Source organism: Agathobaculum sp. TL06 (genome assembly GCF_054658635.1).
Window position 1 is genome coordinate 37,072 of sequence record NZ_BAAGGY010000014.1, and the last position, 15,837, is coordinate 52,908.

A 15,837-nucleotide genomic window follows, 5' to 3' on the forward strand; every position below is an offset into this window, starting at 1 on the left:
CGCAGACTTCCGGGACATATATAGCGCGCCGCCAAACAAAAAATCCTGAAACGCCGCGCGGCGTTTCAGGACAGCAAACAAGCGAATCAAACAAAGGGGGCGTCCCCTTTTGCTTTCACACTTTTCTTCTTTCATCCAGACTATACTGTCGGCCTCGGAGTTCCACCGAGTCATGCTTCCGCCGGAAAGGCGTCCGCTCGCGGGCTGTACCGCCGGTAGGGAATTGCACCCTGCCCTGAAGAAATCTGTTTATTCGGTTTTCCTGCAGAAAGCTTTCTGCTCTTTCAGTATACACCCTTCCCCGCAAAATGCAAGCATAAATTTTCGTCCGGCCTCCGCTTTCTGCAGAAAGCGGGACAGGGCTGCCGCCCTGTCCCGCTGTTCCGGCTTGTTTTCCTCGGTCAGTCGTCGTACTGCAGCGCGTCGTAACCCTCTGCGCCCGTGCGCACCTTGACCGCGTTTTCCACATCGTACACAAAGATTTTGCCGTCGCCGATGTGGCCGGTGTACAGCACCTTCTTGGCCGTTTCGATCACGGTCTCGACCGGCACCTTGGACACTACAATCTCCATCTTGATCTTGGGCAGCAGCGTCACGTCTACCTCCGCGCCGCGGTAGTACTCGGGCGCGCCCTTCTGCGTGCCGCAGCCGACCACGTTGGTCACGGTCATGCCCGCAATACCGATCTCGTTCATCGCGTTTTTCAGCACCTCGAATTTGGACTGCTTGGCAAGGATGACCACCTTGCTCAGCTTGTGTCCGCCGCTGGACGCTTCGGACGTGATCTTAGTGACCGGCACCGCCTGGGCGGGCGCGGCCGCGGCCGCTTCCCCTGCGGCGGCCTGCGCCGCCTTGGTACCCAGCACAGACGGGATCACCGGCATAAAGTCCGCATAGGCGGAGGGCAGGCCGTGCTCGGGCTTGTCAAGGCCCATGATCTCCTCGGCCTCGGAAACGCGCAGGCCGACCGTGTGCTTGATGATCTGGAACACCACGGTCATCGTGACCGCGACCCACGCGATCACCACGACCATGCCGAGTGCCTGGATACCCAGCGCGTGCCAGCCGCCGCCGTAGAACAGGCCAACCGGCGCCACGTCGTTCGTGCCGTAGGCGTAGTAGCCGAACAGGCCGACCATCAGCGTGCCGGTCGCGCCGCACAGGCCATGTACGCCGACCGCGCCGACCGGATCGTCCACCTTGAGCTTCTGGTCGATGAATTCAATGCCGAACACCACCACAAAGCCCGCGATGATGCCGATGATGGCTGCGCCGAAGGGCGTTACCGTGTCGCAGCCCGCCGTAATGGCCACCAGGCCGGCCAGCGAGCCGTTGAGCGTCATGGATACGTCCGGCTTCTTGTAGCGCACCCAGGTCACGCACATAACCGTGACCGTCGCAACCGCCGCCGCCATGTTGGTGGTGACGAACACGCGCGCCGCGGTTTCGGCCGCGCCGTTCGACAGCGCGACGGTCGAGCCGCCGTTGAAGCCGAACCAGCAGAACCACAGGATGAACACGCCCAGCGCGCCCAGGGTCAGCGAGTGGCCGGGGATCGCGCGCGCCTTGCCGTCCTTGGTGTACTTGCCGATACGCGGGCCGAGGATGGCCGCGCCAACAAACGCCGCTACGCCGCCGACCATGTGTACCGCGGTCGAGCCGGCGAAGTCATGGAAGCCAAGCTCGGCGAGCCAGCCGCCGCCCCAGATCCAGTGGCCGGAGATCGGGTAGATCACCGCCGAGATGACCATGGAATAGATGCAGTAGGCTGAGAACTTGGTGCGCTCGGCCATGGAGCCGGACACGATGGTCGCGGCGGTGGCACAGAACACGGTCTGGAAGATCAGCGTCGTCCAGTCGTAGCCCTCGCCGACCACGCCGTCCGCCAAGAAGTCAAAGCCGCCGAACACACCGTTCATCGAACCGAACATGATGCCGAAGCCGACCAGCCAGAAGATCGGCGTGCCGAGTGAAAAGTCCATCAGGTTTTTCATGATGATGTTGCCCGCGTTCTTGGCCCGGGTAAAGCCGGTCTCCACCATCGCGAAGCCCGCCTGCATGAAGAACACCAGCGCGGCGCCGACCAGCGTCCATCCAGTATCCATCGAGGCGGCAAGGTTTACAAGGTCTTGCATGAGAAAATCCCTCCTAAAAAATTTGGCGTGTATCTCCGGCCGCAAGGCCGGAAATACACGCCGTTGTGTATGATAATTTTTTACACACGAAAATTGCTTTGCCGCGCCCTTTGCCCCAAGGCTGTCGGGCCGCGTCATTCAGGTATAAAACAGGATATCCGCGTAGGTCGGGAACGGCCAGTACTCCTTTCCCACCATCCGTTCCAGCGCGTCGGCCGGCTTGCGCACGGCGTCCATGCACGGGATCACCTCATCGTGGTAGTAATGCGCGAGCGTTTCCGCGTCCGCCTTCGGCGCGGCCTCCACAGCCTCCTCCAGCGTGGATACCGCGCGCTCGAGCGCGTCGTTCAGGGCGGATACCTGCGTCAGCAGGCGGGTTTCCGCGCCGCCCGCAAGGCCGAGCTGCTTCTTGGCCAGTGCGCCGTCCGCCACCGTGCGTTCGAACGACAGGCAGGCGGGCAGGATCTCGCGGCGCGCCATGTCGCGCATGGTGAGCGCCTCGATGTGCAGGGTCTTGTAATACTCCTCGATCACGGCCTCCTCGCGGGACTCCATTTCCAGCTTGGTGTACACGCCGTGCGTCTCAAACAGACGGATGTTCTTTTCATCCGTGTAGTGCGGCAGCGCCGCATCCGTGGACTTGAGGTTGAGCAGACCGCGCTTTTCCGCTTCCGCGACCCAGCTTTCGTCGTAGCCGTTGCCGTTGAAGATGATGCGCTTGTGCGCCTTGATCTCGCGCCGCAGCAGCGCGGTGAGCGCCGCCTGGAAGTCCGCCGCGCCGTCCAGCTCATCCGCGAACTGGCGCAGCTCCTCCGCGACCGCGGTGTTGAGCATGATGTTCGGGCAGGCGATGTTGAGCGAGGAGCCCAGCATGCGGAACTCGAACTTGTTGCCTGTGAAAGCAAAGGGCGAGGTGCGGTTGCGGTCGGTCGTGTCCTTCTGGATGTCCGGCAGCGCGGACACGCCCAGATCCATCTTGGTCTTGGCCATATCCGTGTAATCCCGTCCGGCCTCGACCGCGTCCAGAATCGCCTGCAGCTCGTCGCCGATAAACATGGAGATGATCGCCGGCGGGGCCTCGTTCGCGCCCAGACGGTGGTCGTTGCCCGCGGAGGCGACCGAGATGCGCAGCAGGTCCTGATATTCGTCCACGGCCTTGATAACCGCGGTCAGGAAAAGCAAAAACTGCAGATTGCCGCTTGGCGCCTTGCCGGGTTCGAGCAGGTTCTCACCCGTGTCGGTCGAGATCGACCAGTTGTTGTGCTTGCCCGAGCCGTTGACGCCCTCGAACGGCTTTTCGTTGAGCAGGCAGACGAAGCCGTGCCTTTCCGCTACGCGCCGCATGACCTCCATGGTGAGCTGGTTGTGGTCGGTGGCGATGTTGGTCGTGGTGAACACCGGCGCCATCTCATGCTGGCAGGGTGCGACCTCGTTGTGCTTGGTCTTGGCAAAAATACCAAGCTTCCACAGCTCCTCGTCCAGTTCCTGCATGAACGCCGCCACGCGCGGACGGATGGAGCCGAAGTAGTGATCCTCCATCTCCTGTCCCTTGGGCGGCATGGCGCCGAACAGCGTGCGGCCGGTGAAGATCAGGTCCTTGCGCTTGGCATAGTCCGCCTTGTCGATCAGGAAGTATTCCTGCTCCGGCCCGACCGTGGTGGTCACGCGCTTGACGTCCTTGCCGAACAGTTTGAGCACGCGGCAGGCCTGCGTGCTGAGCGCGTCCATCGAGCGCAGCAGCGGGGTCTTTTTGTCCAGGATTTCGCCCGTATAGGAGCAGAACGCGGTGGGGATGTACAGGGTGCCGTCCTTGACGAAGGCGTAGCTGGTCGGGTCCCAGGCCGTGTAGCCACGCGCCTCGAAGGTCGCGCGCAGGCCGCCGGAGGGGAACGAGGACGCGTCCGGTTCGCCGCGGATGAGCTCCTTGCCGGAAAACTCCATCACGACCCCGCCGTCGTCCGTCGGGGAAATGAACGAGTCGTGCTTTTCAGCCGTGATACCGGTCAGCGGCTGGAACCAGTGCGTATAATGCGTTGCGCCCTTGGAGAGCGCCCAGTCCTTCATCGCGGTCGCCACGACCGGCGCGACCTCCGCATCGATCGCCGTACCCTCGCGCATGGTCTGCTTCAGCTTTTTGTATACGTCCTTGGGAAGACGCTCCCGCATCACAGTCTCGTTAAAGACCATGCTGCCGAACAGCTCCGGCACATTTTTCGCCGTATTCATATCGATTCGCTCCTTACCGTCTGTCAAATGGCAACAAAAAAAGCGCCGTGGGTGTCATTCCCACAGCGCCTTTGCTGCTTACAAGCGCAGTATACGCGCCCCGCCGCGGTTTGTCAACCCCCTTCGGCCGGATTTTTTGCTCGTCCGCCTGTTTTTGTTGCAATCTGCCGGTTTAGTCCCGTCCATCCCCTCCCATTCTGGGCAAAGTGCAAAAAATCCGCATTTTCCTTCAAACCCGCTTGACGTTTGCGCGCGCCTGTTCTACAATAAAAGAACGGACAACGGCGTCCGCTGCAAAGGAGCAATTCTGCTCGTTTGCGGCGGGCGCTTTTCTTTTTATCCCTTTCTGGAAAGCGAACCCGGCGCGCCGGGCAACATAAGGAGGAAACACCAATGCTGCAAAAAGAAGGTCAGGTCCGCATCCCGGCCGGGTGCGCGATCTCCGGTATCTTCCACAAGGACGGGACGCGGGAAAACGGGGAGCGCATCATCGCCTCCATCCGCCCCATGCACGACCGCTCGAACGGACTGGGCGGCGGCTTCGCGGGCTACGGCATTTACCCCGAGTACGCGGACTACTATGCGTTCCATGTATTTTATGACACACCGGAGGCCAAGGCCGCCTGCGAAAAGGAAATCGAACACCATTTCGACATCGTCGACCTGTCCAAAATCCCCACGCGCCGCCACCCGCGCATCACGGACGAACCCATGATCTGGCGCTACTTTGTCACCCCGCTGCACACCAAGCTCACCTCCAGCCAGCTGGACGAACGCGAATTCACCTCCCGTTTTGTCATCCGCATCAATCACACGCTGGAGGGCGCGTATATTTTCTCCTCGGGCAAAAACATGGGCGTGTTCAAGGCCAGCGGCTTTCCGGAGGACGTGGGCGAATACTATATGCTGGAGAATTACGAGGCTTACTCCTGGACCTGCCACGGCCGCTATCCGACCAACACCCCCGGCTGGTGGGGCGGCGCGCACCCCTTCGCCCTGCTGGACACGACCGTGGTCCACAACGGCGAAATCTCTTCGTACGACGCCAACCGCCGTTTTATTGAGATGTTCGGCTACTCGTGCGACCTGCTGACCGACACCGAGGTCATTACTTATATTGTCGACTACCTGGGCCGCAAGCTCGGCCTGACCTACCGCGAGATTGCAAACGTCATCGCCGCGCCCTTCTGGTCCACCATTGAGAAGCAGGAGCCGGCCGAGCGCGAGCGCCTGACCTACCTGCGCAACGCCTTTGCCTCCCTGCTGGTGACCGGACCGTTTTCCATCCTGGTCGGCTACACGGGCGGCCTGATGGCCCTCAACGACCGGCTGAAGCTGCGCTCGATGGTCGTGGGCGAAAAGGGCGACACGGTGTACATCGCGTCCGAGGAATGCGCTATCCGCGCCATCGAGCCCACGCTCGACCGCATCTGGGCGCCGCGCGGCGGCGAGCCCGTGATCGTCAATCTGCATGATGGAGGAAAGCAATAATGGCTATCGACTTTTTGTATCCGCAGTATGAGGTCGTGCGCAATTACGACCGCTGCATCGCCTGCCGCGCGTGCGAGCGGCAGTGCGCCAACGAGGTGCATTTCTACGACCCTGAATTCCAGAAGATGATGGTCGACGAGTCCAAGTGCGTCGCCTGCCACCGCTGCGTCTCCCTCTGCCCGACGCGCGCGCTGAAGATTGTCAAGACCGACCATACCTTTAAGGAAAACGCCAACTGGACGGGCAAGGCCATCTCCGAGGTCTACCGTCAGGCCGGCACGGGCGGCGTGCTGCTCTCCTCCATGGGCAATCCGGAGCCGTACCCCATCTACTGGGATAAAATCCTCATCAACGCCTCCCAGGTCACCAACCCCTCCATCGACCCGCTGCGCGAGCCCATGGAGACGCGGACCTTCCTCGGCAAAAAGCCGGGCAAAATCGAGCGCGACGCGGACGGCAACCTGATACCCAACCTGTCGCCCCAGCTCGAGCTGCGCGTGCCGGTCATGTTCTCGGCCATGAGCTACGGCTCGATCTCCTACAACGCGCACGAGTCGCTCGCCCGCGCGGCCTGCGAGCTCGGCACCTACTACAACACCGGCGAGGGCGGCCTGCACCAGGACTTCTACCAGTACGGCCCGCACACCATCGTGCAGGTCGCGTCCGGCCGCTTCGGCGTACATAAGGACTATCTGGAGGCGGGCGCGGCCATCGAAATCAAGATGGGGCAGGGCGCAAAGCCCGGCATCGGCGGCCATCTGCCCGGCCACAAGGTCGGTCCGGACATCTCCCGCACCCGCATGATCCCCGAGGGCACGGACGCCATTTCCCCGGCTCCGCACCACGACATCTACTCCATCGAGGACCTGCGCCAGCTGGTCTTTTCGCTCAAGGAAGCAACCGAGTACAAAAAGCCGGTGCTGGTCAAGATTGCGGCCGTACATAACGTGGCGGCCATCGCCTCGGGCGTGGCGCGCTCGGGCGCGGACATCATCTGCATCGACGGCTACCGCGGCGGCACGGGCGCGGCCCCGACCCGCATCCGCGACAACGTCGGCATCCCCATTGAGCTGGCGCTCGCGGCGGTTGACCAGCGTCTGCGCGACGAGGGCATCCGCGACCAGGTTTCGGTCGTGGTCGGCGGCTCCATCCGCAACGCGGCCGACCTTTTGAAGGCCATTGCGCTCGGCGCGGACGCGTGCTACATCGCGACCAGCGCGCTGCTCGCGCTCGGCTGCCATCTGTGCCGCACCTGCCAGACCGGCAAGTGCAACTGGGGCATCGCGACCCAGCGGCCCGAGCTGGTCAAGCGCCTGAATCCGGACATCGGCTCGCAGCGGCTGGTCAACCTGGTCACCGCCTGGGACCATGAGCTCAAGGAAATGATGGGCGGCATGGGCATCAACTCGATCGAGGCCCTGCGCGGCAACCGCCTGATGCTGCGCGGCATCGGCCTGAGCGACCGCGAGCTCGCTATCCTCGGCATCAAGCACGCGGGCGAATGATCTTTGATTTGATGCGCGCTGACGCGCGAAAGGGCTGCGTCAGCCCACTTCCGGATAAGAAAGGTTTGGATTCATCAGATGAAACGAGTCTATGTCAATGAAAAATGGTGCCTGGGGTGCCATTTATGCGAATATTACTGCGCGTTCGCCAACTCGGGCAAGTCCTCGATGGTCAAGGCGCTCAAGGACCACAAAATCGCGCCCCGCATCCGCATCGAGGAGCGCGACAACATCTCCTTTGCGGTGAGCTGCCGCCACTGCACCGACCCTTTGTGCGTCAAGGGCTGCATCTCGGGCGCGCTGACTATCGTGGACGGGGCCGTGCAGATCGATTCGGACAAGTGCGTCGGCTGCTACACCTGCATCCTGTCCTGCCCCTATGGCGCGCTGTCCACCTCGAATGAGGGCGCGATCCAAAAATGCGAGCTGTGCGCCAAGAATGCGTTCGGCCAGCCGATGTGCGTGCAGGGCTGCCCGAACAAGGCCATCGTATACGAGGAGAGGTGAACGCTATGAATTATGTCATCATCGGTAACGGCACCGCCGCGGTCGGCACGATCGAGGGCATCCGCGCGGTCGACCAAACCGGCCCCATCACGGTCATTTCGGACGAGCCGTATCCGGTATACGGCCGGCCGCTTATCTCCTACCTGCTGCTCGGCAAGACCACGGAGGAGAAAATGCTGCGGTACCGTCCCGCGGACTTTTACGAGAAAAACGGCGTGACCACCCTGCTCGGCCGCCGCGCGGCCAAGGTGGACGCGGCCGCGAAAACGGTCGTGCTCGAGGACGGCGCGGCCGTCCCCTATGACAAGCTGTGCATCTGTACCGGCTCGCGGCCGTTTGTGCCGCCCATGGAGGGGCTGGACACGGTGGAAAACAAGACCAGCTTTATGACGCTGGACGATGCCAAGCGGCTGGACGCCATGCTGGGCGCAGGGAACGACAAGCGCGTGCTCATCGTCGGCGCGGGTCTCATCGGCCTGAAATGCGCCGAGGGCATCCAGCAGCGCGTATCCGAGCTGACCGTCATCGACCTGGCCCCGCGCATCCTGCCCAACGTGCTCACCGAAGCGCCGGCCGCCATCATCCAGAAGCACCTGGAGGGCAAGGGCGTGCGCTTCCTGCTGGGCGACTCGGTCGCGCGGTTTGAGCCGCAGTCGGCCCACCTCAAGAGCGGCGGGACGGTTGACTTTGACGTGCTGGTGGTCGCGGTCGGCGTGCGGCCGAACACCGAGCTGGCCGCCGAAGCGGGCTGCGCGGTCGAGCGCGGCATCTTAATTGACGAGCATTCGGCCACGACCGTGCCCGACATCTACGCCGCGGGCGACTGCACGGTCTCGCACGATATCGCGGCCGAAACCGACCGCATCCTCGCCATCCTGCCCAACGCCTATATGCAGGGCGAGACCGCGGGCAAGACCATGGCGGGCGGCAGCGCCTGCTTTGACAAGGCCATCCCGATGAATGCATCGGGTTTCCTCGGGCTGCATATGATAACCGCAGGCTCGTACGACGGCGAGACCTACCTGGAGCAGGATGAGGAGCACTACAAGCTGCTCGTCACACGCGACAACCGCCTGGTCGGGTTCATCCTCATCGGGGATGTGGACCGCGCGGGCATCTACACCTCGCTCATCCGCGAGCAGACCCCGCTGGACACCATTGACTTTGATTTAATCCGCGAGAAGCCGCAGCTGATGGCATTCTCCCGCGCCGAGCGCGCGAAAAAGTTAGGAGGCGCACACGGATGACCACAGTACAGGCAAACCTCACCTATTATAAGCAGCTCAACGAGCAGCTCCGTCAGATTGACGATACCGAAATCACCATCGAAAACGCGGTCGGGCAGCGCTACCTGGGCTGCGGCTCGTCCGGCAAGGCCCTGACCATTCACGGCACGCCGGGCAACGGCCTGGGCCAGTACCTCAACGGCTCGACCATCGAGGTGTTCGGCAACGCGCAGGAGGCGGTTGGCGACACCATGAACGACGGCGACATCATCATCCATGGCAGCGCGGGCGACGCCTGCGGTTACGGCATGCGCGGCGGGCGCATCTTCATTCAGGGCGACTGCGGCTACCGCGGCGGCATTCATATGAAGGCCTACCAGGACCACTTTCCGGTGGTCGTCATCGGCGGTCGGGCCGGCTCGTTTTTGGGCGAATACCAGGCGGGCGGCCTCATCCTGGTGCTCGGCATCGGGCAGGACGGCGCGTATCCGGCGGGAAATTTCTGCGGCACCGGTATGCACGGCGGCAAAATTGTGCTAAGATGTGATCAGGCGCCCGCAGGCCTGCCCCGGCAGGTGCTGGTCAGCGAGGCTTCTCCGCAGGAGGCTGCGTCCTTCGCCCCTTATATCGATGATTTCTGCCGGCTGTTCGGCGGCGACGCCGCCGCGCTCAAGGCTCAGAAATATTATGTGCTTTCGCCCAATCCGGAAGCGGGCTACCATCAGCTTTACACATATGAAAGCTGAACGACCGACGCGGGATATTGTGATTTTCAGAGAGGAGCGCGGCTTTATGGATACCACCGTCAGCGAAGTCGTACAATTTATAGCAGAAAATGATGTCAAATTCATCCGGCTCGCCTTTTGCGATATTTTCGGCAACCAGAAAAATATCGCTATCATGCCGTCCGAGCTGCCGCGCGCCTTTGCGCACGGCATCCACTTCAACGCCTCCGCGCTGCGCGGCTTCCTCAACGTGGAGGACAGCGACCTGCTGCTCTTCCCCGACCCGTCCACCCTGTCCATCCTGCCGTGGCGCCCGTCGCAGGGCCGCGTCGTGCGTTTCTACTGCGATATCAAGTATCCGGACGGGCGGCCGTTCGAGGGGGACGGGCGGAATATCCTGCGCGCCGCCTGCCAGCGCGCGCGGCGCGCGGGCTACTCGATCACCATGGGTACCGCGAGCGAGTTTTACCTGTTCGAGCTGGACGAGACCGGCGCCCCGACCTCGCTCCCGCATGACCACGGGGAATATTTTGACGTCGCGCCGCTCGACAAGGGCGAAAACGTGCGCCGCCAGATCTGCCTGACGCTCGAGGAAATGGGCATCCAGCCCGAGTCCTCGCACCATGAGCAGGGGCCGGGCCAGCACGAAATCGACTTCCGCTACGCGGACGCGCTCGAAGCGGCGGACAATTTCGTCACCTTCAAATGGGTGGTCAAATCCATGGCCGCGTCCAGCGGCCTGTTCGCCTCCTTCCTGCCCAAGCCGCTGCCCGACGCGCCGGGCAACGGCCTGCACCTGAGCATAACGGTCTGCAAGGATGGCCGCAACCTGTTCCACCCGCGGTTCGATCAGGCGGACGAGGGGCGCAGCTTTGTGGCGGGCATCCTGCGCCGCAGCGCGGAGTTGACCGTTTTCGGCAACCCGCTGACCAATTCCTACGCCCGTCTGGGCGAGTTTGAAGCGCCCAAGTATATCACCTGGTCGCACCAGAACCGCTGCCCGCTCATCAGCATCCCGCTGGCGCACGGCGACACCCCCAACCGGATGAAGATCCGCGCGCTCGACGGCTGCATCAACCCGTATATCGTGTTTGCCCTGCTCATCCACGCCGGTCTGGACGGGATCGAGCAAAAGCTGCCGCTGGGTCCCGCCTGCGACGTCAACCTGTTCACCGCACCAGCCGAGGTCGTGTCCCGCTACGACGCGGTACCCGCTTCGCTGTGCGAGGCGATCCGGCTGGCACAGCAGAGCCGCTTTATCGGCGCGCATCTGGCGGCGCGCACGCTGGAGGGCTTTTTCAGCGCGAAGCAGGCTGAGCACGACCGCATCGCCGCCGCCCGCAACCGCCCCGCCGCCGAGCATGAGCTGTATTTTGCGCGCTATTGACCGCAGGGCGCTTGCCGCCCGCGCAATTTGACGGAAAGGGGGAGGCCCGCCTTGGAGCGCATCCTGCTCATATCCTCCACGCAGAAGTCCCAGGCCACGCTCGCGCAGTTCCTGTCCTTCTGCGGCATGCAGGCGCAGACCGTTCCCGCCGCCTCCGGCGCGGAGGCAAGGCGCGCCCTGCTGGACGGGATATTCGACATCGTTCTTATCAATACGCCCCTGCCCGACGAGTTCGGCCACGAGCTGGCGCAGGCTGCCGCGCACGAAACAGCCGCCGGCGTGCTTCTGCTTGTCAAAGCCGAGCAGTCGGACGCCGTTTCCGAGCTGGTGGAGACGGACGGCGTGTTCGTCCTGCCCAAGCCGCTCAGCCGGCCTCTGTTTTTTCAGGCGCTGCGCATGGTCCGCGCCGTGCATGCGCGTCTGGACGGGCTGCAGAAAGAAAACCAGCGCCTGCAAAGCCGCATCCAGGATATCCGCCTGGTAGACCGCGCAAAATGTATTCTGATCGAGCTGCGCGGCATGACCGAGCCGGAGGCGCATGCCTATATCGAGCAACAGGCCATGAACGGCCGCAAAAGCAAGCGGCAGGTCGCGGAGGAGATCCTCGGTCTGGACCAGTTTTAAGCGGTTTTTGCGCCCGCGCTGGCTATCTCAAGCGAATCGGAGGAGTTTTTTCGTGTCAATCCATGAAGAATGCGGCGTGTTCGGCGTCTACGACCCGCACGGCGACTGCGCCCGCACGACGTACTATGGCCTGTACGCCCTGCAGCACCGCGGCCAGGAGGCCTGCGGCATCGCGACGATGAACGACCGCGAGCTTTCCTTCCATAAGGACGTCGGCCTGGTCGGCGAGGTATTCAGCGCGGATGCGCTCGACCGGCTCGGCGGCACCATGGCGGTCGGCCATGTCCGCTATTCCACCACTGGCGGCACGCGCCGCGAAAACGCGCAGCCGCTGACCATCAAATATGTGAAAGGAACGCTTGCGGTGGCGCATAACGGCAACCTCGCGGGTACGGCCGAGCTGCGCACTGCCTTTGAATACCGCGGCGCCATCTTCCAGACCACCACGGATTCCGAGCTGATCGCCTACGCCATCGCGCAGGAGCGGCTGCGCTGCCGCTCGGTCGAGGAAGCGGTCTGCCAGGCGCTCCGCGACCTGCGCGGCGCGTATTCCCTGATCGTCATGTCGCCGCAGAAGCTGATCGCCGCGCGCGATCCCTGGGGCTTCCGCCCGCTCTGCATGGGGCGGCGCGGGGACGCTGTGGTTTTCGCCTCGGAAACCTGCGCGCTGAGCGCGGTGGGCGCGGCGTTTGAGCGAGAGCTCGACCCGGGCGAGATCGTGGTTGTGGAAAACGGCGGGGTGCGCTCCATCCGCGAAAACTGTGAAAACGCATCCAGCCACATGTGCATTTTCGAATATATCTATTTTGCCCGTCCGGACTCGGTGATCTGCGGGCAGTCCGTCCACGAGGCGCGCCGCAACGCCGGCAGGTTCCTCGCGCGGGAATATCCGGTCGCGGCCGACGTTGTGATCGGCGTGCCGGATTCCGGTCTGGACGCCGCGATGGGCTACGCCGAGGAATCCGGCATCCCTTACGGCACGGGCCTGGTCAAAAACCGCTATGTGGGCCGCACGTTTATCACCCCCGGCCAGCAAAGCCGCGAGCAGGCGGTGCGCATCAAGCTCGGCGCGCTGCGGAGCTGCGTGCAGGGCAGGCGCGTGGTCATGATCGACGACTCGATCGTACGCGGCACGACCTCGCGGCAGATTGTATCCCTGCTGCGAGAGGCGGGCGCGGCTGAAGTGCATATGCGCTCCTCGGCTCCGCCGTTTGTCTCCCCCTGCTATTTCGGCACGGACATTCCGGACAAGGACAACCTGATCGCCTGCCGGTACTCGGTGGAGGAAATCCGCGCGCTGATCGGCGCGGACAGCCTGGGCTTTCTCAGCCTGGACGCGCTGCACCAGATCGCGCCGGAAGCCGCCTGCGGCTTCTGCGACGGCTGCTTCACCGGCAAATACCCCATCAGCGTGTAAAAAAAGTCATGGCGAAAAATCGCCATGACTTTTTTCTCTTTACAGCATTTGCAGCAATTCTATCTGTTCGCCGGACGGTCCGGTGAAAAACCAGTTCTGCAGGCCGCCGAAGGTATCGGGCAGCACACGCTTTTCCGGCGTGGTGAACGAAAACACGCCCGCGGCCTTGACCGCCGCCGCCACCTTGTCCAGATCGTCCACATACACGGCGAAATGCGGGATGCTGCCGACACCCGACGGTACCAGCTCGCCCGCCGGCGGCTGGATCAGCTCCAGCACCAGACCGCCGAATTCGACCAGCGCCAACAGCTTTTCACCCACGCTCGAACGCGCGGTGACCGTGCCGCCGATCTTTTCGTAAAACGCGATGCTTTCCTCCATGTCCGCCGTATTGACCGCCACATGGGCAAGTCCTTTATAGAGTTCTTTCATGGTCAATCCCCTCCTGTCGTGATCCCATTATGCCACAGCGGCCTCTAAGGGCCGCTGTGGCATAATCATGTGAAATAAATATATAATAGTCGCTTTGCGGCTATTATACCATAAAGCTGTGTGGGCGGGAAGCCCCTCAGCGGCTTGTCACCCAAAAAACTACGCCAGCGGCTCGTACCAGGCGTCGATCCGTCTTTTCGGGTCAAATAGCTGCGCGTATTGCGCGTTTTGGTAAAGCGACAGGGCCGGCTCCGCCGCCGCGCCCGAGGAATCGCGCCACGCGCCGCCCGCCAGGTAATAGCCGTAGCTGTTGATGCACGGCACCTGCTCCCGCGCCGCGAGACGCAGCTGGTCATAGCCCGACACCGCGCAGCCCAGCGCGTCCAGCGCATAGGCGGACAGATAGTTCGCGCTGATCTGCACCCCTGCCTGTTCCTCGATATCATAGTTCGCCCAGATGAAGAACGGCGTGGTCAGCTTGGCCTGCTTTTCCTCTCGGGTGCGCGCTGCCTCCGTATTACCGAACAGGTCGTCGTAAAAGGTGCTGGTCACATTCGGCTGGTGGTCCCCAAAAAAGACGATGGCCGTCGGCTCGTCCACCTGGGAAAAATACGCGACCAGCTGCTCGACCGCTTCATCGCTGTACCGCACCAGCGACAGGTATTGGTCCACCTGCGGGTATTTCCCCTCATATGCGCCGGTGAGACGGATACGTTCCTCAAACGCCGGATCGTCAGACGGCTCATAGCCCCCGTGGTTCTGCATCGTGACGTTGAACACAAACAGCGGCTCGCCCGCCGGCTTTGCCTCGTACAGCTCAATGATCTTCCGGTAATCTGCGCTGTCGCTGATATAACCGCGCAGCCGTGCGGCATCGTCCGAAAAATCCGTTTCGTACAACTGGCGGTCAAAACCCAGGCGCTCATAGACCTGCTGGCGGTTCCAGGAGGTCGCCAGATAGGGATGGATGGAAACCGTCTGGTAGCCCTGCGCCTCCAGGCCGGATACCAGCCCCGGCGTTTCACTCTTGACATACATTTGATAGGGCGAGCAGCCGAACGGCAGGAAGGCCATGGTATCCCCCGTCAGCACCTCGAACTCGGTCGTTGCCGTGCCGCCGCCGAACGTGGATACCAGCAGATCGCCGCTGATCGTATTCTCCGCTTCCGCCAGGGAGTGAATAAAGGGCATATAATCCTCATTCGTCTCAAAATCGCCGATGCTTTTGAGGTCGGCAAAGGATTCGTTCATTATCATGATAATATTGGGCTGCACCGTTCCGGACCGGCCGGCATACGCCTGCGCCGCCTGTTCCAGCACCGCCCCCGAGTAGCCCGCGGGCTTTTTCACAACCGCGTTCTCCGCCGTGCGGCAGAAGTAATACCACTCGCTGTATTCCAGATTGCCCTGCCAGAAGCCGAAGCTGCTTCCGGCAAGACCCAGCCCATAGAGCCAGCACCCCATCAGCAGGGAGCAGGCCGCGAACTGCCAGCGCCGCGGCGCGGACGCCGGACGCCGCACCCGCCAAACCGCGGCGCAGAACAGCACCGCGATCGCCACGGTCTGCAGGACCGAAAGCTCGACCGGCACCGAGTAGCTCGCCGCTACATTTTTGGCCGTGCCGACAGCGAACAAATCGCTCAGCAGCACCGGCGTGCCGCGGAACACGGTCACATAATGGTCGATCAACGCATATACCATCGTGATGCCCATGCCGATGCACGCCGTGAGCCGTATATTGCAGACAATCCAATAGACGATGCCGAAAATCGCCGCATGGTAGACATAGCCCTGCCAGATCTGCACGTTGCCGATCAGGATGCCGCCCTTGACCACATACTCGGTCAGCAGCAGGGCGAACGACGATGCGGAGAGCAGCACCAGTACATCGTGTATCAGCAGCTCGGGCGCGGTCGCTCTTTTTCGGGGCCGCAGCACAAGCGGCAGGCCGGTCAGGATGCCGAGCGGCCACTGGCTCTCCGGCCGGTAATGGATCGAGCCCTTGCGCAGCAGATACACTGCGGCATAAAATACCGCCGCCGCCAGGGCGATATCCACGATATAACCGATTATTTTCCCAATCTTTTCTCGTTTTTTACATTCGGGACACACGTTTGCTTTCTCCTTTTTCCGCGATACAGGAAAGCCGCTGCAGCGTCCGC

General features: G+C 62.5%; 12 protein-coding genes and 1 riboswitch. Of the genes, 8 read left to right on the forward strand and 4 right to left on the reverse strand.

Annotated elements, in window-relative coordinates; translation table 11 throughout:
- Positions 1-119: 119 nt before the first annotated feature.
- A riboswitch (FMN riboswitch) is annotated at positions 120-247 on the reverse strand.
- A gap of 154 nt (positions 248-401) precedes the next feature.
- Positions 402-2,135 carry an ammonium transporter gene (locus ACYQ3S_RS09780; protein ID WP_459688805.1) on the reverse strand — a complete coding sequence of 578 codons (1,734 nt, stop codon included), beginning with the start codon at positions 2,133-2,135 and terminating at the stop codon, positions 402-404.
- A 138-nt stretch (positions 2,136-2,273) separates the two neighbouring features.
- Positions 2,274-4,361, reverse strand: coding sequence for a glutamine synthetase III family protein (locus ACYQ3S_RS09785; RefSeq protein WP_459688807.1), 2,088 nt, complete (start codon positions 4,359-4,361; stop codon positions 2,274-2,276).
- Positions 4,362-4,754: 393 nt separating this feature from the next.
- Between ACYQ3S_RS09785 and ACYQ3S_RS09790 the strand changes: the two genes are divergently transcribed.
- The 8 genes from ACYQ3S_RS09790 (at position 4,755) to purF (ending at position 13,243) form a co-directional block, all read left to right on the forward strand.
- On the forward strand, positions 4,755-5,852 hold the full coding sequence (locus ACYQ3S_RS09790; protein WP_459688808.1) for a class II glutamine amidotransferase: 1,098 nt from the start codon (positions 4,755-4,757) through the stop codon (positions 5,850-5,852).
- Positions 5,852-7,357: a glutamate synthase-related protein gene (locus tag ACYQ3S_RS09795; RefSeq protein ID WP_459688809.1), complete on the forward strand. Its 1,506-nt coding sequence runs from the start codon at positions 5,852-5,854 to the stop codon at positions 7,355-7,357. The genes ACYQ3S_RS09790 and ACYQ3S_RS09795 overlap by 1 nt, the downstream gene beginning before the upstream one ends.
- A 78-nt stretch (positions 7,358-7,435) precedes the next feature.
- Positions 7,436-7,864, forward strand: coding sequence for a 4Fe-4S dicluster domain-containing protein (locus ACYQ3S_RS09800; RefSeq protein ID WP_459688811.1), 429 nt, complete (start codon positions 7,436-7,438; stop codon positions 7,862-7,864).
- A gap of 5 nt (positions 7,865-7,869) precedes the next feature.
- Positions 7,870-9,111 carry an NAD(P)/FAD-dependent oxidoreductase gene (locus ACYQ3S_RS09805; protein ID WP_459688813.1) on the forward strand — a complete coding sequence of 414 codons (1,242 nt, stop codon included), beginning with the start codon at positions 7,870-7,872 and terminating at the stop codon, positions 9,109-9,111.
- Entirely contained in the window at positions 9,108-9,836 is a 729-nt protein-coding gene (locus tag ACYQ3S_RS09810; protein ID WP_459688815.1) for a GltB/FmdC/FwdC-like GXGXG domain-containing protein, read from the forward strand. The genes ACYQ3S_RS09805 and ACYQ3S_RS09810 overlap by 4 nt, the downstream gene beginning before the upstream one ends.
- 46 nt (positions 9,837-9,882) lie before the next feature.
- Positions 9,883-11,202, forward strand: coding sequence for a glutamine synthetase family protein (locus ACYQ3S_RS09815; protein ID WP_459688816.1), 1,320 nt, complete (start codon positions 9,883-9,885; stop codon positions 11,200-11,202).
- Between the two features lie 51 nt (positions 11,203-11,253).
- The gene (locus tag ACYQ3S_RS09820; protein WP_459688817.1) at positions 11,254-11,826 is read left to right on the forward strand and encodes an ANTAR domain-containing response regulator; all 573 of its coding nucleotides are present in this window, start codon (positions 11,254-11,256) and stop codon (positions 11,824-11,826) included.
- Positions 11,827-11,878: 52 nt separating this feature from the next.
- On the forward strand, positions 11,879-13,243 hold the full coding sequence (gene purF, locus ACYQ3S_RS09825; protein WP_459688818.1) for an amidophosphoribosyltransferase: 1,365 nt from the start codon (positions 11,879-11,881) through the stop codon (positions 13,241-13,243).
- Positions 13,244-13,282: 39 nt separating this feature from the next.
- Here purF and ACYQ3S_RS09830 read toward each other — a convergent pair whose 3' ends face one another.
- Together ACYQ3S_RS09830 and ACYQ3S_RS09835 are read right to left on the reverse strand one after the other, a co-directional pair.
- Positions 13,283-13,675 (reverse strand): VOC family protein, encoded by a 393-nt coding sequence (locus tag ACYQ3S_RS09830; RefSeq protein ID WP_459688820.1) that lies wholly within the window; start codon positions 13,673-13,675, stop codon positions 13,283-13,285.
- A 159-nt stretch (positions 13,676-13,834) separates the two neighbouring features.
- Positions 13,835-15,787, reverse strand: a complete 1,953-nt coding sequence (locus tag ACYQ3S_RS09835; RefSeq protein WP_459688822.1) for an LTA synthase family protein — start codon at positions 15,785-15,787, stop codon at positions 13,835-13,837.
- Positions 15,788-15,837: the final 50 nt, after the last annotated feature.